Source organism: Kribbella sp. NPDC055071 (assembly GCF_053608045.1).
Genome location: NZ_JBSGUS010000029.1, coordinates 1 through 17,957, shown reverse-complemented (window position 1 = coordinate 17,957; position 17,957 = coordinate 1). Strand labels below are relative to the sequence as shown.

Genomic DNA, 17,957 nt, shown 5'->3' with positions numbered 1-17,957 from the left:
TAACGGCGGATGTCCTCGACCCCGTAGTACCCGATCCCGAGGAGAAGCAGAAGTACAACCGCCACCAGCATCCAGCGCATTACGTCATCCCCTCTACCGCGCCGACCGGCCGCGTGGCCAGGTCGAGCACCATCTGTACGGCGGTCCCGACCGCATCCTGCACAGCCGGCGACAGCCCGATCCCTGCGTCGATCGAGGTCGGCTCGCACCCGACCACGACCACAGGTCCCACGGTGCCACCGAGTCGCGGCACAAGCGAGAGCACAGCGTCAGGTCCTAGGTCGTGGGCGTCCATGCTCACGTCCGGTCCGGGCTCGGCGCCGGGCTCGGCCTCGATCACGTACAGCGTCCCCGGCGGCCCGCCTCGCTGGACCGCATCGACCAGTACGACGAGGTTGTACGGCTCGAGCAGCTGGTAGGCGAGGTGGATCCCGCGGATCCCGAAGTCCCGCACCTCGACGCCGGGAGGTAGCTCCCGCCGCGCCAACTCCTCGACCACCGACACCCCGAACGCATCGTCGCTGCAGAACACATTGCCGAGGCCGGCCACCAACACAGTCATCCCAATGGCTCCAGTTCGTCCGGACTGAAGTACAGATAGCGGCCGTGCGACCGCTGGACCTCGCCCTCCACACCGTCGAGCGCAACCGCGACATGCGTCTCGCCATCAACGTCGGACAGTACGGCGACGACCGTTCCGAGCCGCCCGGTGAGGAACATGTCCTGCGCGTCCGCCCGCTTGATGCCCGGCTGCAGCCGGACCCGGGTGCCGTTGCCCACGGCAACCCCACTGACCAGCACCGTGTCCGTCTCGGGCGACACTGAGGCGTCGTTGCCCGGATCCCACCAGGGCGTGTCCGCCGGCTCTGGCTCGGTCACCTTGCGCAGGTAGCGGAGCGTGCCGTGCAGCCGGTCCATCAACTCCGGTGGCATCGTGTCGACCCGCTCCAGCAGCTCAGCCGCCCGCTGGTCGGTGCCGCGGACCTCTCGCTTCTCCTCCTCGGTCAGCGTCATCGTCCGCAGGCTGAGGATCTCGTCGATCTCGGTCGCGTCGAACAGGTCGCCCTGGCTCTCGGCGGCGATCTGCGGGTGGTCGTACAGGATGATCGGCGACGACAGCAGCAGGTCCCCGGCCAGCACCGGGAACACACCGAGGTTCTCGCAGCCGGCCGCGTAGGCGGTGGCCCACTCGGGTGGTTCGAGCAGCGAGAGGAAGCGGCAGCCGTCGGCGGCGACCATCAGGTGATGGGCGATCAGGGCCTGCCGCAACGCGCCGACGCGTTCGGAGCTGCCCTCCGGCGAGATGTTCGTGACCCGGATCCGCAAGCGACTGGCGCCGTACGGGCCGGGCAGGGTTTCGATGCTCAGGGCAACTGTCCCGCTGACCGGCAGCCGGGTCCGGCGGAGGAAGCCGGTCGTCCCGACGGCCTCGGTCTCGGTGCCGCCCGGGATCGTGAACGGCACCTCCTGCGGCAAGTCCGCCAGGTTCGCCTGGAGATCCACGGTCCGCACGACGGCCTCGTCCCACGGCACGTAGGTCGCATCAGTGGTCTCCAGCGACGCGACCTCGACCTCGTCACCATCGAGCACCGTACGGCGTTGTGCCTGCAAAAACCGCACCCGCACGGTGATCGCAGCCCGGTCGCCGTCGAGCAGGCACTCGGTCTGCGACCAGCCGCGTTCGGACGGATCGACCAGGCAGTAGTCCGGCGGCATCAGTACGCCGAACTGCCAGCGCACCCGGTTCTTGCCGTCCGACGCGCGATAGGGATAGAGCATGTAGCCCTCGAACAGCAGCGTGTCCGCGACCTGCTGAACCGCGTCGAACTGAGCTGCCGGCACAGTCATTCCAGCTGTTCCTTCAAGAGTCGCTCGATCGCGTCGTCCCAGCCGGGCAACGCCTCCCGGGTGCGGTAGCGATAGAGCCGGTCGAACGTGTCCTGCCGGAGCCGCATCCAGGCGGCACCCGGGAAGTGCTGGTCCATCGCCGCCCGCCACACCGCCACCGGCAGCTGGTACGTCGTCTCCTTCTGCCAGGCGACCGGTGTCACCGAGAGGGTCCCGGGGCTGCCGGTGAAGATCGTCCCGTTGAACAACAGCAACAGCGGTACGCCGCCGTCACGGACGGCATACAGGTACTTGTGGGCCGCGACGTCGAAGTCGTAGCTGCACGGCAACTGCAGGTCCACCTCGGTCGTGCCTCGGAAACCGGGAACCATCTGGGTGACAAAAGCGAGCTGCAACGGCTTCAACGTCTCGCCCCAACGAGTCCGGTCCCCGAACAGATCCGCGAGGCCTTCGGCCTCCTCGTCGCTGTAGCGGCGCCGGATCGGCTCGATCCGGATCTGGCACCGAAGCGCCAGCGCGTGCACCGGCGTTCCGGTGGTCTCCTCGATGCGCAGGTGCAGCTGGATCGACGGGGTCGCGGCGTACCGGTCCGCCTCCGCGTCGTCGCAGGTGAAGGTCAGGTCAACCACGGCCGCGCTCCCGGATGCCCGCGAAGAACTCGTCGATTCGCCGCCAGACGTCCTCGCCGCCGGCGAAGCCTTCCCAGTATTGGCGCACGATCCCGACCAGCTCGTAACAGGCGTCGATCGGGACCAGATGGCACTCGAACCCGTCGTCCAGCCGGCGCAGCAGCACGGCCTCCACATCCGGAACCAGCTCCTGCAGCAGCGGATCGCCGGCCACCACCTCGTCCCACGCGGCCAGATCGAGCAGGGACTCGGTGGGACCACCCGGGCTCGGGTAGAAGGCGACGTACCGGTCCTGATCGGACTGGAAGAAGAGGAAGGCCAGGCTGACCGGGATCCCCATCGTGTCCCATTGCGCGCTGGACATCGTGAAGTCCGCGTTGAACCGGTAGCGGTCCGGGACGACGCGGTAGTGCCCGTGCGAAGCGCCTCCGTCGCTGAACAGCAGGTAGCAAGGTCGGCACGTGCACAGCAGCCGATGGCCCTGGACGTCCGCCAGATGCGAGTGCTCCGGACCGATCGGTACGGCGCACATCTCGCACTGTTCACCCGGTGCGAGCTGCTCGCGGACTCCGCCGGTGAACTGCCGCAGCACCGCCACCGGGTCCACGACCCGCTGCTGGGGTTTGTTGCGAGCCAGCGACCGCAGCGTCGGCGATGTCCTCACGCCGGCTGCACCCCTGGGATCGCGACCTTCCAGCCGGCACCTTCAGGCAACAGCGGGAGCGCCTCGAGCGGTGGCCCGCCCTCCGGTGTCAACGCCCGCCCGGCCAGGCGTACGTCGTACTCCGCTGTGCAGCGTGGACAGATAAGTCGCTCGCCGTCCAGCCGGCCGTGGTGCAGCGCCGACGAGCACATCGGGCAGTTGTTGCGGTAGGCAAACAAAGTGTCGGCAAGGTTCGCGACCAGGACGTCGAGCCCGCCGACGGTGAGATGCTGGACCTGGCCGGGGGGTAGCGCCAGGTCCAGCTGGTGCCAGCCGTCCCGGTGGGGGCGGAACGGCTGGATGGTCAACAAGCCCTTCGGCTCCTTGACCATGCCTGCGACGTCGACCGCGATTGCCTCGGGGGCGGCGTCCAGTACGGCGTTCTCGACCGTCATCCGGACGGTCGCGGTGGAACCCGGGCAGCCCTCGCAGCTGCCCTGCAGGCGCAGATGGACCACGCCGTCGTCGTCGATCCCGAGGTAGTCGATGCCGCCGGCGTGCGAGCCCAGGTACGGGCGGACGTCGTCGAGGGCATGCTGGATCCGGGTGGCGACGTCGTCGGGATGCAGGTCGTGCAGCAGCAGGAGTCCCGCGACCAGGTCGTCCCCGGCCAACTGCCGGACCTGCGGCTCGTCCAGCAGGTTCAGCAGTTGCCCGAGGCCGGCGCCGTGCAAGGTCAGCACCGCGCGGACCAGTTCCTCGACCTGTCCGGCGACCGCCGGTTCGGCCCGGCGCTGGACCTCGTCCAGCAGCACGTCGATCCGTTCACTCAGCGCCTGGACGTCATGCCGGTCCATCTGAAGCCTTTCCAGTGTCAGTACGGCTTGACGGCGATGGTCGGCGAATGCAGGTGGGTCTTCTCCTGCCCGTTGCCGACGAACATGTGCACGCCACACGGCAGGCAGGGGTCGAAGCTCCGGACGGCCCGCATGATGTCGATGCCCTTGAACCGATCCGGCGGGTTCTCCTCGAAGATCGGTGTGTTCTGTACGGCGTCCTCGTACGGCCCAGGTGTGCCGTAGGTGTCCCGGACGCTGCCGTTCCACGGCGTCGGCGGATACGGGTGGTAGTTCGCGATCTTGCCGTCGCGAATGACCATGTGGTGCGAGAGCACACCCCGGACCGCCTCGGTGAACCCGCACGAGATGGCCTCGTCCGGCACCTTGAACGGCGTCCACGTCTCGGTGTGACCGGCACGGACCTCGGCCATCGCCTTCTCGCAGAAGTGCAGCGCGAGCGCGGCCGCGTAGGCCTGGAAGTAGGTCCGGGCCCGGTTCCGCTCGAGTGCGTTGCTCCAGCGCGGGATCTTCCACTCGTACGCCGTGGCCGGCTTGAGCGCCGTCCGCGGCAGCTGGATCTTCACACTCTCGCCGGTGGCCTGGACGTAGTCGGTGTTGACGAGACCGGACAGCGCGGTCGACCACAGCCGGGCGATCGGTCCGCCGCCGGTGTCGAGGGCGAGGTGGTCGGTGCCGTCGAACCAGCGCGGTGACATGGTCCAGCTGTAGGCGTTGGAGAAGTCGCGCTTCTGCGGCTTCGGGATGGTGTGCTGGTTCCACGGGTGCCGGACGTCGACCGGGTTGCCGAGTGGATCGATGTCGACGAACTTCTCGTGCGAGCCGTCGGCCCAGTCGTCATAGTACGAGCTGCCGAGCAGGATCCGCAGGCCGAGGTTGATGTCGACCAGGCTGTTGGTGACGAGCTTGCCGTCGACCACGACGCCCGGGGTGACGAACATCTTCCGGCCCCACGACTCCATGTTGCGGTAGGTGAAGTCGCAGTGCACCGGGTCCTGCAGACTGCCCCAGCAGCCGAGCAGGATGCGCCGCTCGCCGACGTGCTCGTAGCCGGGCAGCGCCTCGTAGAAGAAGTCGAACAGGTCGTCGTGCAACGGCACGACCTTCTTCATGAACTCGATGTAGCGCATCAACCGGGTCAGGTAGTCGGTGAAGAGCTGGATGGTCGCGACCGTGCCGACGCCGCCGGGGTAGAGCGTCGACGGGTGGACGTGCCGGCCCTCCATCAGGCAGAACATCTCCCGCGTGTAGCGGCTGACGTGCAGAGCCTCGCGGTAGAACTCGCCTTCGAGCGGGTTCAGCGAGCGCATGATGTCGCCGATGGTCCGGTAGCCGTGGTCGCCGGCGTGCGGTGCCTCGGTGCGGTTGGCGAGTTCGAGCACGCCCGGGTTGGTCTCCCTGACCATCCGCTCGCAGTAGTCCACCCCTACCAGGTTCTCCTGGAAGATGTTGTGGTCGAACATGTACTCGGCGGCCTCGCCGAGATTCACGATCCACTCACCGAGGTGTGGCGGCGCGACGCCGTACGCCATGTTCTGCGCGTAGACCGAGCAGGTGGCGTGGTTGTCACCGCAGATGCCGCAGATCCGGCTGGTGATGAAGTGCGCGTCGCGCGGATCCTTGCCCTTCATGAAGATGCTGTAGCCGCGGAAGATCGACGAGGTGCTGTGGCACTCCTCGACGACCTTGGACTTGAAGTTGACGTTGGCGTAGATACCCAGGCTGCCCACGATCCGGGTGATCGGGTCCCACGCCATCTCGACGACGTCGGAGCTCTGCGGGGTGGTGGCGATGGGTTGGACCTTGGGGTCGGTGGTGGTCATGGCCTACCAGACCTTCTCGTAGCCGGTGTTGAGTTCGGAGCCCTTGCGCCGCCACTTGGGTTCCTTGTTGCTCGCGTTCTGGGTGTACTTGCGCAGCCGCCGGATCACGGTGCCGTAGACCATGCTCGCGGTGCTGGAGATCGTGCTCCCGGGCGGTGCGTCCATGAACGGCATGAACTTGTCCGGGAAGCCGGGCATCGTGCAGGCGATGCAGATGCCGCCGACGTTCGGGCAGCCGCCGACTCCGTTGATCCAGCCGCGCTTGGGCACGTTGCAGTTGACGACCGGGCCCCAGCAACCGAGCTTCACCAGGCACTTCGGTGAGCCGTACTCCTTGGCGAAGTCGCCTTGCTCGTAGTACCCGGCCCGGTCGCAGCCTTCGTGAACGGTCCGGCCGAACAGCCACTGCGGCCGCAGCTCGGCGTCGAGCGGAATCATCGGCGCCTGCCCAGCCACTTGGTAGAGCAGGTAGACGAGGGTCTCGGACAGGTTGTCGGGGTGGATCGGGCAGCCCGGGACGCAGACGATCGGCAGCCCGGCCTTGGACTTCCAGCTCCAGCCCAAGTAGTCGGGCACGCCCATCGCACCGGTCGGATTGCCTGCCATGGCGTGGATCCCGCCGTACGTCGCACAGGTGCCGACGGCAACTACCGCGGTCGCCTTCGGGGCCAGCCGGTCGAGCCACTCCGACGTCTTCATCGGCTGCCCGGTCGCCGGGTTGTTGCCGAAGCCGGCCCAGTAGCCGTCGGTGCCGTGCACCGCCTCGTTCGGGATCGAGCCCTCGACCACCAGGACGAACGGTTCGAGCTCGCCGCGGTCGGCCTTGTGCCACCAGGCGATGAAGTTGTCCGCGCCGGTTTCCGGACCGCACTCGAAGTCGATCAGCGGCCAGTGCACCGCGATCTTCGGCAACCCCGGCAGCGCGCCCAGGACGATCTCTTCGATACTGGGTTGGGTGGCCGCGGTCAGGGCGACCGAGTCGCCGTCGCAGCTCAGCCCACCGTTCATCCAGAGGATGTGCACGACACCCTCGTCGGTCTCCTGCGCGGCTTGCTCCGGTTCCAGCGTCGTGGACACGATCCGCCTCCCTAGCCCAGTGGCTTTTCGACCGTACTTCGGTCACAGCCGGTGCGACAGACACATGTGTCAGGTATTAATGGCGGTGTCCGGATATCCTGGAATCCTGGATTCCAGGACAATCCGGAGCGGGTGGCCCAAGGCATTCCACCGGTATTCTTGGGCAATGGAGGACGAATCCGGTCGCGAGGTGTTCGTCTCGCCCGTGGTCGTGGTGACGCAGTCGTTTCCGGCCCGGCCGGGCTCGATACCCGACGCCGAGCAGTTCGTCCGCGAGGCGCTCGATCCGGTCACCCTCGAGCCGGAGGAGAACCAGGCGCTCTACCAGGCCATCACGACCGCTCTGCTGGCCGCGGCGGGGCCGCAGGACGGCGTCTTCGACGTGACCGTGCGGATCTTCCCCGACGGCGTGGAGGTCGAGGTGCTGAACGGCGCCGGCGTACGGCGGATGCAGCCCGCGGCCGAGCCGTTCGCCGACTGGTTGAACGGCGTACTGCAGGGGCAGGGACTGTCCCAGCAGGCCGCCGCGCACCGGATCGGGGTGTCGGTGCGGACCATCAGCCGGTGGCTGCGTGGCGACACCGAACCGCGGCTGCGGGATTTGCGGAAAGTGCACGAGATCTTCGGTCCCTGATCTGGTCATGATCCGCGGCCCGGGTCTAGGGTGCGAATTGTCCGCTGATCGCGGAATTCGACATTTCTTGCGCCCGGTGGGTGAGTATCACGAACGAACCGGAACGTGTGCGCGGCCGGTTTTCGGTCACCGGCGTCGTCCAGGGCGTCGGCTTCCGCCCGTTCGTCTATTCCCTCGCGCGCGAGCTCGGGTTGTCCGGCCAGGTCGGCAACACCGCGGCCGGCGTGATCGCCGAGGTCGAGGGCCCGGCCGCCGCGGTCGACGCCTTCGGCCGCCGCGTCCGCACCGACGCCCCGCCACTCGCCGCGGTCGCGACCGTCGCCTTCGACCCGCTGCCACCACAGGGTGGGACCGAGTTCGCCATCCTCGACTCCGTCGCCGGTCCCGGCCGGACGCTGGTCTCGCCGGACGTGGCGACCTGCGCGGACTGCCTGGCCGAGTTCGCCGATCCGTCCGACCGGCGCTACCGGCACCCGTTCATCAGCTGTACCAACTGCGGCCCGCGCTTCACGATCATCACCGGGCTGCCCTACGACCGCCCGGCCACCACGATGGCCGACTTCCCGCTGTGCCCCGACTGTACCCGCGAGTACGCCGACCCCGCCGACCGCAGGTTCCACGCCCAACCGATCGCCTGCCCTGCTTGCGGTCCCCGGCTGCAGCTGGTTCAGCCCGGCCTCGAGACGGCGTACGGCGAGGACGCGTTGGCGGCCGCGCACGGGCTGCTCGTCGATGGCGCGATCCTCGCGGTGAAGGGGCTCGGCGGATTCCATCTGGTCTGTGACGCCGGCGACCAGGCGGTGGTGGCGACGCTGCGGAAGCGCAAGGACCGTGGCGACAAGCCCTTCGCCGTGATGGCTGCCGACCTCGACGCGGCCCGGCGGATCGCCTGGATCGATGCGGACGAGGAAGAACTCCTCACGGGCAGCCGTCATCCGATCGTTCTGGTCCGCCGCCGGGCCGGTGCGGCGGTCGCCGATGCTGTTGCCCCCGGCAACCCTGATCTCGGCGTGATGCTGCCCTACACGCCCTTGCACCACTTGCTGTTCGACCAACCCGGTCCGTGTGTCCTGGTGATGACAAGCGGCAATCTGTCCGGTGAGCCGATCGTCACCAGCGACGAGGAGGCCGCGACCCGGCTCGCCGGTCTCGCGGACGGATGGCTCGGCCACGATCGTCCGATCCACGTGCCGTGCGACGACTCCGTCGTACGGATGGTGGATGCCGTCGAGCTGCCGGTACGGCGATCGCGCGGGTATGCGCCGTTCCCCATCGACCTGCCGGTCCCGGTGCGGCCCGCGTTGGCGGTGGGTGGGGATCTGAAGAACACCTTCTGTCTGGGCGACGGCCAGTATGCGTGGTTGTCGGCGCACGTCGGGGACATGGACGATCTCGCCACCCTGCAGGCGTTCGAGCGGGCCGAACGGCATCTCGAGGAGTTGACCGGCGTACGACCCGAGGTGTTGGTGACCGACAAGCATCCGGCCTACCGGTCGCGGCAGTGGGCTCAGTTGAAGGCGGCCGGCCGCCCGGTGGTCGGCGTACAGCATCACCACGCGCACATCGCTTCGGTACTGGCCGAGCATCGGCATCGAGGCCGCGTGATCGGGTTCGCCTTCGACGGGACCGGGTACGGCGACGACGGTGCAGTGTGGGGCGGCGAGGTGCTGCTCGCCGATTACGACGGGTTCGAGCGCGTCGCCCATCTCAAGTACGTGCCGTTGCCCGGTGGAGATGCGGGAGTTCGCAATCCCTGCCGGATGGCGTTGTCCCACTTGCGTGCGGCCGGGTTGCCCTGGCATCCAGAGCTGCCGTCGGTCCGCGCCTGCGGGCGGGCCGAGCTGGAGTTGCTCGCCGTACAGCTGGATCGGGACATCGCGTGCGCGCCGACGTCCAGCATGGGCAGGTTGTTCGACGCGGTCTCGTCGCTGGCCGGGGTGTGCCACCGGGCCGGGTACGAGGCGCAGGCCGCGATCGAGCTGGAAGGACTGGTCTCGTCCGATCGAGGGCTCGGTGCGTACGAGTTCGCGGTCACGGGGGAGGAGATCGATCCGGCGCCGATGCTGGCTGCCGTCGTCCGCGATGTGCTGGGTGGGGTGGGACCGGACGTCGTCGGCGCCCGGTTCCACCACGGCCTGGCCGAACTCATGGTGACGCTGGCCGATCGGGTCCGCGCCGACCGAGGACTGACCACTGTCGCCCTGTCCGGCGGTGTGTTCGTCAACAGAGTGTTGCTGTCGGCAACTACCAGGGCGCTGACCGGAGCCGGGTTCACCGTGCTGCGGCCGCACCGGGTGCCGCCGACCGACGCCGGACTCGCACTGGGGCAGTTGGCCGTCGCGGCCACGGCCCGCTAGGAGAGGGGATCAGTATGTGTCTCGCCGTACCGGGAAGGGTCGTGGAGATCCGGGAGGAGGACGGCACCCGGATGGGCATGGTCGACTTCGGCGGTGTCCTGAAGGACGTCTGTCTGGAATACCTGCCGGACTTGGAGGTGGGTGAGTACACCATCGTGCACGTCGGGTTCGCGTTGCAGCGGCTGGACGAGGAGTCCGCGATGCAGTCGCTCGCCCTGTTCCGCAAGCTCGGCGCGCTCGAAGAAGAGTTCGGCGACCAATGGGGCCTGGCCGCACGGCAGGCCGGGGAACGTCGTCCGCCCGGTACCGACTGGAAGCAGGAGGCGCAGGCATGAAGTATCTGGAGGAGTTCAGCGACCCCGAGCTGGCGCGCAAGCTGGTCGACCAGATCCACGCCACGACGACGAAGTCCTGGGCGATGATGGAGGTCTGCGGCGGTCAGACCCACACGATCGTCCGGCACGGCATCGACCAGTTGCTGCCCGACGGCGTGGAGATGATCCACGGCCCCGGCTGTCCGGTCTGCGTCACGCCGCTGGAGATCATCGACAAGGCGCTCGAGATCGCCTCCCAGCCCGGCGTGATCTTCTGCTCGTTCGGCGACATGCTGCGGGTGCCGGGCAGCGGCCGGGACCTGTTCCGGATCAAGAGCGAGGGCGGCGACGTCCGGGTCGTCTACTCCCCGCTGGACGCGCTGCGGCTCGCGCAACAGAACCCGGACAAGCAGGTGGTGTTCTTCGGCATCGGCTTCGAGACCACCGCGCCGCCGAATGCGATGACCGTGTACCAGGCGAAGAAGCTCGGAATCCCCAACTTCAGCCTGCTCGTCTCCCACGTCCGGGTCCCACCTGCGATCGAGGCGATCATGCAGTCGCCGACCTGCCGGGTGCAGGCGTTCCTGGCGGCCGGCCATGTCTGCAGCGTGATGGGTACGTCGGAATACCCCGAGCTGGCGGAGAAGTACGGCGTACCGATCGTCGTGACCGGGTTCGAGCCGCTCGACATCCTGGCGGGGATCCTGCGGACGGTCGGTCAGCTCGAGAAGGGCGAGCACGTGGTCGAGAACGCGTACCGGCGGGCCGTCCGCGACGAGGGCAACCCGGCCGCGAAGGCGATGCTGGCCGACGTGTTCGAGACCACCGACCGGGCCTGGCGGGGGATCGGGATGATCCCGCAGAGCGGCTGGCGGTTGTCGGAGCGGTATCGCGAGTACGACGCCGAGTACCGGTTCCAGGTCCGTGACATCGCCACCGAGGAGTCGACCGTGTGTCGTAGCGGTGAGGTGTTGCAGGGACTGATCAAGCCGCACGAGTGTTCGGCGTTCGGGACGCTCTGTACGCCGCGCAACCCGCTCGGCGCGACCATGGTGTCCAGCGAGGGTGCCTGCGCCGCGTACTACCTCTACCGGCGGTTGGAGACACCGGCCGAGGTGGTGACCACCGGTGGCTGAGCAGGTGGTCGACTTCGAGGGCTGGACCTGCCCACTGCCGTTGCGCGACCACCCCAGGGTGGTGATGGGCCACGGGGGTGGTGGGCAGTTGTCCGGCGAGCTCGTCGAGCATCTCTTCCTGCCTGCGTTCGGGAATCCGGTACTGGGCGGCCTCACGGACTCGGCCGTCTTCATGCTCGGCGATGCCCGGCTGGCGTTCTCGACGGACTCGTTCGTCGTCCAACCGTTGTTCTTCCCGGGCGGGAGTATCGGGGATCTGGCCGTCAACGGCACGGTCAACGATCTCGCGATGAGTGGCGCGCAGGCGGCGTACCTGTCCTGCGGGTTCATCCTCGAGGAAGGCGTCGAGCTGTCGGTCGTCGGCCGGATCGCGGCCGATCTCGGGGCGGCCGCGCAGCGGGCCGGGGTGACGATCGCGACCGGCGACACCAAGGTCGTCGACGCGGGGCACGGTGATGGCGTCTACATCAACACCGCGGGAGTCGGGCTGGTCCCGGCCGGCGTGGACATCCGGCCGCAGCGGGCGGTGCCGGGAGACGTCGTACTGGTCAGTGGGCAGATCGGGGTGCACGGCATCGCGATCATGAGCGTGCGGGAGGGGATCTCGTTCGGCACCGAGGTCGTCAGCGACTGCGCGCCGCTGAACGGCTTGGTGTCCGCGATGCTCGACGTGTGCCCCGATGTGCACGTGCTGCGCGACCCGACGCGTGGTGGGGTGGCGACCTCGCTGAACGAGATCGCGAAGGCGGCCGGCGTCGGCATCGAGCTGACCGAGAGCGCGCTGCCGGTGCCCGAGACGGTGGCCAACGCGTGTTCGTTCCTCGGCCTGGATCCCTTGTACGTCGCGAACGAGGGCAAGCTGCTCGCGATCGTGGCGCGTGACCACGCGGACGCCGTCCTCGCGGCGATGCGACGGGACCCGCTGGGTGCGGACGCGGCCGTCATCGGTCAGTGCGTGGAGGCGCATCCGGGCATGGTCGTGACCAGGACGACGTTCGGTGCGACGCGGGTGGTGGACACGCCTATCGGGGAGCAGTTGCCACGGATCTGCTAGCGATCCAGGAGTGCCAGGCGTCGAGGCCGTCGCCGCGGGTCGCGGAGACGGGCAGCAACTCGACGCCTGGCTTCAGTCGCTGGATGAGGTCCGAACACAGATCGACGTCGAAGTCGACGTACGGGAGCAGGTCGACCTTGTTCAGCAGGACCAGGTCGGCGGTGCGGAACATGTACGGGTACTTGGCCGGCTTGTCCGCGCCCTCGGTGACCGAGATGATCACGACCCGGGCCGACTCGCCGAGGTCGAACAAGGCCGGGCAGACGAGGTTGCCGACGTTCTCGACGAAGACCAACGAGCCGTCCGGCGGGGCGAGCTCGGTCAACCCGCGGTCGAGCATCTCCGCGTCGAGGTGACAGCCGGCGCCGGTGTTGATCTGAACCACCCGCGTGCCGGTCGAGCGGATCCGCTCGGCGTCGAGCCAGGTCTCCTGATCGCCCTCGATGACGAGGGTCTCGCGCTGGCCGGCGAGATCGCGGACGGTGCGTTCGAGCAGCGTGGTCTTGCCGGAGCCGGGGGAGCTCATCAGGTTGATCGCGGTGATCGCGTGCTCGGCCAGCCGGTGCCGGGTCGCGGCCGCGAGGACGTCGTTCTTCGCCAGGATGTCCTGCTCGAGCAGGATGGTCCTGGTCTCGTGCTCGTGCTCGTGCGGGTGGTCGTGCTCGTGCGAGTGGTCGTGGTCGTGAGGATGCTCGTGGTCGTGCGTGTGCCCGTCGACGAGGCTGACGCGGCTGGTGCCGTCCGAACAACCGCAGGTGCTGCACATGTCAACGCACCTCCACCGAGACGATCCGCAGTTCGCGGCCGGCCAGGATGTCCAGATCTGCGCTGCCGCAGCCGCACAGCAGGAGCGGATCGTCGAGAGTGAACTCCTGCCGGCACGATCGACAGTACGCCCGCCCGGACGGCTCGTCGATGTCCAAGCGAGCGCCTTCCAGCCCGGTCCCGCCGGCCACGATCTCGAAGCAGAACCGGATCGAGTCGGTCACCACCCCGGACAGCTTGCCGATCTCGAGCCGGACGGCAGCCACCGGTCCGTCGCCGATCTTCTCGACGATCGCATCGACAACGCTCTCCGTGATGGCGAGCTCGTGCACGTTCCCGACCGTAAGCCCGGCGAGTCCGGAAGTCACGGGAAAACCTGCGCCGGGACAGGTTACTGAGCGTGACCGGGGTCTTTGGCGGTCTCGCGGGGAGAATCGGTGCTGGGATTTATATCCGCCACGAATAGTTACTGTTGCGTGAAGCAACCGTTTGGCTAGGCCGAAATCGGCCGTTCCGATCGCTGTCGCAACGGCGCCGGACGGGCTTACTGTCACCGGGTTGAGCCTGCGGTCCGCGGGGGGACCGCTCCTGTCCGGAGGGGAACTCATGAGACGAAGCTCCAAGCGCACCCGTGCGCTCATTGCCTCGACCACCGCCGCAGCCACCTTGGTCCTGGTGTCGCTGTCCGCGCCGGTGCAGGCAGCTACCAAGTCGGGATCACCGCCGGGGCCTGGTGCCTTGCAGGTGAAGTCGGCGACCGATGGGGTCAAGGCGAAGCTTGACCCGGCGCTGGAGGCCAAGCTCACGAAGGGCGATACCGCGTCGGTGGCGGTGTTCGCGACGGTGCAGGGGGATACGGCCGCGGCCCAGGGGACGTTGGACAACGCGCGGGTGGCGAAGTCCGGCAACACCAGCATGGTGGTCGGTTCGATCCCGGTTCAGGCGCTGCCCAAGCTCGCCTCCGTGCCAGGGGTTGTCGCAGTTCAGCCGATCGATCTGACCAAGACCGGCCAGCCGCTGTCCGACCCGGATCCTGAGCTGCACAAGGCGCCGACCGCGGCCGAGAAGCAGACCGCGCTGGCGAAGGTGAAGGCGGACGACGTCCCGTATTCCGACGCCCCACCGCTGCGCGGATCGAACTTCGAGAAGCTCCGCAAGCAGAACCTGCTGGACGCCAAGACCCACAACTTCACCGGCGCCTGGAACCAGGGCTTCACCGGTCAGGGCATCACCGTCGGCGTCCTCGACGGCGGCACCGACTGGGGCCACCCGGATCTGCTGAACACCTGGCAGACCTGGACCGGCCAGACCGGCAACAAGGCCGGCTGGAACGGCTGGCCGAAGGCGTTCGACCCGTTCGGCACGCTGCAACTCCTGAGCGATCCCAGCCAGGTCGACCAAGGTCTGTCCTGGTACACCGAGACCACCCCGGCGACCTGCGCGACCTCCGGTACGACGTGCTCGGTGGACTTCGCCACCAAGACCGGCCCGTCGCGCAACTTCAACCTGCCGGCCGGCACCAAACAGCACACGTACACATTCCCGGCCAGCTGGAGCAAGTCCGGCAAGGTCATGCTCAGCAGCCACCCGGACGACTACCTGCTCCAGCTGTACGGCGAGCGCCCGGGCGTCCTGCTCACCGACCCGCACACCGCGGGCGTCTACGACACCGTGTACGTCGACCTGGACGACGACTTCTCGTTCGCCGACGAGAAGCCGGTGACGAAGTCCTCGCCCGCGTCGTACCGGGACATGAACGGTGACGGTTACACCGACCTGTCCGGTGGCCTGCTGTACTTCATCGCCGACGGCACCACCGCACTCCCCGGCGGAATCGACGCGTTCGGTGGCGAAGGTGCGCCGTTCCCGTCCGGTTCGCTGCTCGCCTGGACGGGTGACTTCGACCCGGCGATCGAGGGCCACGGCACGCTGACCGCGTCGAACATCGTCGGCCAGGCCGTGATCAACGGCAAGGCACCGACGTTCAAGGACATCCCCGGCGGCAAGTACGCCGGTGCCGTTCTCGGTGGCGCACCGAAGGCCAAGCTCGCGCCGTTCGGCGACATCTACATGGGCTTCGACTTCTCCACCCAGTTCGGCTACCTGTTGTCGACCCGCAAGGGCGTCGACGTCACGTCGAACTCGTACGGGACGTCGGACACCGACAACGACGGGTGGGACGCGGCCAGCCAGGAAGCCGACCTGATCCACAACGGCTTCAAGACCACAGCCCTGTTCTCCACCGGTAACGGCGCACCAGGATTCGGTACGGCGACGGCCGCGGCGCCGAGCACCGCGATCGAGGTCGGCGCGTCCACGCAGTTCGGCGGGTCCGGTTGGGACTCGCTCGTGCGGACCAGCCAGATCATGGACAACGACGTGATGGTCTGGTCCAACCGCGGCTTCGGCGCGAACGCCACCAACGGCGTGGATGTCGTTGCCGACGGCGCCTATGCACCGGGTGACTCGACCCTGAACACGATCCTCGACGGCCGGGACGCCTGGACCACCTGGGGCGGCACCAGCCGATCGACACCGGTCGCGGCCGGCGCGACAGCCCTTCTGTACCAGGCCTACGAGAAGGCGCACAGCGGCACGGTGCCGGCCGGCTTCTACTCGACCGCGCAGGACATCCTCAAGTCGACGTCGAAGGACCTGGGGTACGACGCCAACGTCCAGGGCTCCGGATCGATCGACGCAGGCAAGGCAGTTGCCGGTGCACTCGGCCGGCGCGCGGTCGTGTCACCGACCGAGTGGCGCGTCGGCGACTACCGCGGCACCGAGAACCCGGTGTTCGCGAACATCATCGCGCCGGGCGCTACCGACAGCCAGAAGTTCAAGCTCAGCGGACCCGGCGTCTGGCAGGTGAGCGACCGGCAGCTCGTCCGGACCGACACCAGCACGTTGTCGTTCAGCAGCAAGGATCTCTCCCAGGAGAGCACCGGGAACTTCAACGCTCCGGACTATCTGGTCGACCTGACCAAACAGGTGAAACAGCATCGGGACTCTGACCTGATGGTGATCAAACTCGAGTATCCACGCGAGCAGTTCGACGGCAACAACGACCTGACCGAGGACCAGGCCTGGCGGTTGCTCACCTACAACTGGACCGACGTCAACCACGACGGCAAGCTGTGGACCGACAAGAACCACAACGGCGTCGTCAACCACACCGACAAGACGACCAGCTCGAACATCGACGGCTTCCTCGACCTCGACTTCGCCAAGTCGGAGATGGAGCAGGGCGAGTACAGCCGGTTCATGTACCACCGGGCCGGCTCGAACGCACTGCAGGAGTTTGTCGCGGACCCGGCCAAGCGGATGGCCAGCGGTCTGTTCCTCGGCCTGCAGCATTCGGCGAAGAACGCGAAGATCCCGGTGACCGACTTCAAGGTTTCGATCGACTGGTACAAGAACAGCGACTGGAAGTGGGTCACCACACCGCGGTACGCGGCCGGTTCGTTCACCGCGTCGATCAAGGTCCCGACCGGCACGCCGTACGGGATGTACTCGGGCGCCGTCGTACTGAACCGTGGTTCGGACTCGATGGTGGTTCCGGTCTCCGTGGCAGTCGCGGCCAAGGTCACCCAGGACGCGAACGGCAAGATCACCGGCGCGGTCACCTTCGGCGGTGACGATGTCGCGGCGGCTCAACGCAACTACACCTACAACAACGGGTCGGTGTTCGGTGCGAACGACTGGACCTGGCGAGCCGAGTCCGGTGACTGGAGATTCTTCTATCTCGACGTACCGAAGACACCGGCCGAGGGCACGAAGTTCCTGGCCAACACGAGCTGGGAGGACTCCGGTCCTTACACCGACCTCGACACGTTGATCATGGGTCGCTCGCAGAACCAGTGTCAGCTCGAGGATCCGTGTATCTACGGAGCGCCGTACACGATCAACACGGTCGGGAAGAGTCCGAACACCAATGTCCGGGCGGGTGCGTGGCGGTTCAACACGGCCACCGGCGGTCCGGCCGACGTGGTGACCGCGCCGGCGCAGGAAGGTCTGCAGGCGCTCGCACTGCACCAGGTCAGCTGGCAGGGCGACAAGTTCAACACCAACTTCAAGGTGCAGCTGGGTAGTGCGTCGGTATCGCCGTCGTCGGTCGTCCAGACCGCGACCGGGGACACCGGTGGGTTCGACGTCACGTTCGAGTCGAGCGTGCCGCTGGACGGGCTGAAGGCGGCCGGCTACGGCCTCAGTCAGCCGAGCACGACGTCCGAGGTCGCCCATCAGGACGACCCGAACGACCCGACCACGGCGAGCGTGAAGAAGAACATCACCCTCACGCATGCGTCCAAGCTGAACGTCAGCACAGCGCTCGACAGCAACGACCTGGACCTGTACGTGGTCCGGGACGCCAACAACGACGGTGTCTTCTCGCCGTCCGAGATCGTTGCCTCGTCGGCCGGCGGTACGGCGAACGAAGCAGTCAGTCTGGTCAGCCCGCCTGATGGCAACTACCAGATCTGGGTGCACGGCTTCTCCGTCGCCGGTACGCCGACGTTCACCCTCAACGTCAACGCGATCCAGGGCAACGACCTCACCGTGACCGGCGTACCCACCGGTCCGGTCGCGGCCAACACCCCGGTCACGCTGCACGTCGACTACAACAAGGCGATGACGCCCGGTCAGAGCTACAACGGCGAGCTGCTCCTCGGCCCGTCCTCGGCCCCGTCCGCGCTCTCCGTCCCGATCAAGATCACCAGGTAAGCGCCGTACTGATGCACAGAGCCCCGGCGACCGTGTGGGCGCCGGGGCGCAGTGTGAGCACGACTCAGAAATGACCCCCGCCCAAGAGACCCCCGGCGAAG

The 17,957-nt window shown here is 67.7% G+C and carries 15 protein-coding genes; 6 read left to right on the top strand and 9 right to left on the bottom strand.

Annotated elements, in window-relative coordinates; all coding sequences use genetic code 11:
• Positions 1–79: 79 nt before the first annotated feature.
• Genes ACWF4Z_RS33695 through ACWF4Z_RS33665 form a run of 7 tightly spaced genes read right to left on the bottom strand, consistent with a single transcriptional unit; the run spans position 80 to position 6,877 of the window.
• A complete protein-coding gene (locus tag ACWF4Z_RS33695) occupies positions 80–562 on the bottom strand; it encodes a hydrogenase maturation protease (protein ID WP_452247245.1) in 483 nt (160 codons plus the stop codon).
• Positions 559–1,848: a hypothetical protein gene (locus tag ACWF4Z_RS33690; protein WP_452247244.1), complete on the bottom strand. Its 1,290-nt coding sequence runs from the start codon at positions 1,846–1,848 to the stop codon at positions 559–561. The genes ACWF4Z_RS33695 and ACWF4Z_RS33690 overlap by 4 nt, the downstream gene beginning before the upstream one ends.
• The gene (locus ACWF4Z_RS33685) at positions 1,845–2,477 is read right to left on the bottom strand and encodes a DUF6084 family protein (protein ID WP_452247243.1); all 633 of its coding nucleotides are present in this window, start codon (positions 2,475–2,477) and stop codon (positions 1,845–1,847) included. The genes ACWF4Z_RS33690 and ACWF4Z_RS33685 overlap by 4 nt, the downstream gene beginning before the upstream one ends.
• A complete protein-coding gene (locus ACWF4Z_RS33680) occupies positions 2,470–3,141 on the bottom strand; it encodes a DUF5947 family protein (RefSeq protein ID WP_452247242.1) in 672 nt (223 codons plus the stop codon). The genes ACWF4Z_RS33685 and ACWF4Z_RS33680 overlap by 8 nt, the downstream gene beginning before the upstream one ends.
• Positions 3,138–3,977: a NifU family protein gene (locus ACWF4Z_RS33675; RefSeq protein ID WP_452247241.1), complete on the bottom strand. Its 840-nt coding sequence runs from the start codon at positions 3,975–3,977 to the stop codon at positions 3,138–3,140. The genes ACWF4Z_RS33680 and ACWF4Z_RS33675 overlap by 4 nt, the downstream gene beginning before the upstream one ends.
• 17 nt (positions 3,978–3,994) lie before the next feature.
• Positions 3,995–5,800, bottom strand: a complete 1,806-nt coding sequence (locus ACWF4Z_RS33670; protein WP_452247240.1) for a nickel-dependent hydrogenase large subunit — start codon at positions 5,798–5,800, stop codon at positions 3,995–3,997.
• A gap of 3 nt (positions 5,801–5,803) precedes the next feature.
• Positions 5,804–6,877 (bottom strand): NADH-quinone oxidoreductase subunit B family protein, encoded by a 1,074-nt coding sequence (locus ACWF4Z_RS33665; RefSeq protein ID WP_452247239.1) that lies wholly within the window; start codon positions 6,875–6,877, stop codon positions 5,804–5,806.
• Between the two features lie 166 nt (positions 6,878–7,043).
• Between ACWF4Z_RS33665 and ACWF4Z_RS33660 the strand changes: the two genes are divergently transcribed.
• From ACWF4Z_RS33660 to hypE, 5 genes are all read left to right on the top strand, one after another.
• Positions 7,044–7,511, top strand: coding sequence for a helix-turn-helix domain-containing protein (locus ACWF4Z_RS33660; protein WP_452247238.1), 468 nt, complete (start codon positions 7,044–7,046; stop codon positions 7,509–7,511).
• A gap of 80 nt (positions 7,512–7,591) precedes the next feature.
• Positions 7,592–9,868 carry a carbamoyltransferase HypF gene (hypF, locus tag ACWF4Z_RS33655; RefSeq protein ID WP_452247237.1) on the top strand — a complete coding sequence of 759 codons (2,277 nt, stop codon included), beginning with the start codon at positions 7,592–7,594 and terminating at the stop codon, positions 9,866–9,868.
• 14 nt (positions 9,869–9,882) lie between these two features.
• Positions 9,883–10,203 (top strand): HypC/HybG/HupF family hydrogenase formation chaperone, encoded by a 321-nt coding sequence (locus tag ACWF4Z_RS33650; protein ID WP_452247236.1) that lies wholly within the window; start codon positions 9,883–9,885, stop codon positions 10,201–10,203.
• Positions 10,200–11,318 (top strand): hydrogenase formation protein HypD, encoded by a 1,119-nt coding sequence (gene hypD, locus ACWF4Z_RS33645; RefSeq protein ID WP_452247235.1) that lies wholly within the window; start codon positions 10,200–10,202, stop codon positions 11,316–11,318. The genes ACWF4Z_RS33650 and hypD overlap by 4 nt, the downstream gene beginning before the upstream one ends.
• The gene (gene hypE / locus ACWF4Z_RS33640) at positions 11,311–12,372 is read left to right on the top strand and encodes a hydrogenase expression/formation protein HypE (protein ID WP_452247234.1); all 1,062 of its coding nucleotides are present in this window, start codon (positions 11,311–11,313) and stop codon (positions 12,370–12,372) included. The genes hypD and hypE overlap by 8 nt, the downstream gene beginning before the upstream one ends.
• On the opposite strand, the gene hypB is transcribed toward hypE, so the two are convergent.
• A complete protein-coding gene (hypB, locus tag ACWF4Z_RS33635) occupies positions 12,341–13,138 on the bottom strand; it encodes a hydrogenase nickel incorporation protein HypB (RefSeq protein WP_452247233.1) in 798 nt (265 codons plus the stop codon). The genes hypE and hypB overlap by 32 nt on opposite strands.
• A gap of 1 nt (position 13,139) precedes the next feature.
• Positions 13,140–13,505 carry a hydrogenase maturation nickel metallochaperone HypA/HybF gene (locus ACWF4Z_RS33630; protein WP_452247232.1) on the bottom strand — a complete coding sequence of 122 codons (366 nt, stop codon included), beginning with the start codon at positions 13,503–13,505 and terminating at the stop codon, positions 13,140–13,142.
• Positions 13,506–13,743: 238 nt separating this feature from the next.
• Between ACWF4Z_RS33630 and ACWF4Z_RS33625 the strand changes: the two genes are divergently transcribed.
• Positions 13,744–17,856, top strand: a complete 4,113-nt coding sequence (locus tag ACWF4Z_RS33625; protein ID WP_452247231.1) for a S8 family serine peptidase — start codon at positions 13,744–13,746, stop codon at positions 17,854–17,856.
• Positions 17,857–17,957: the final 101 nt, after the last annotated feature.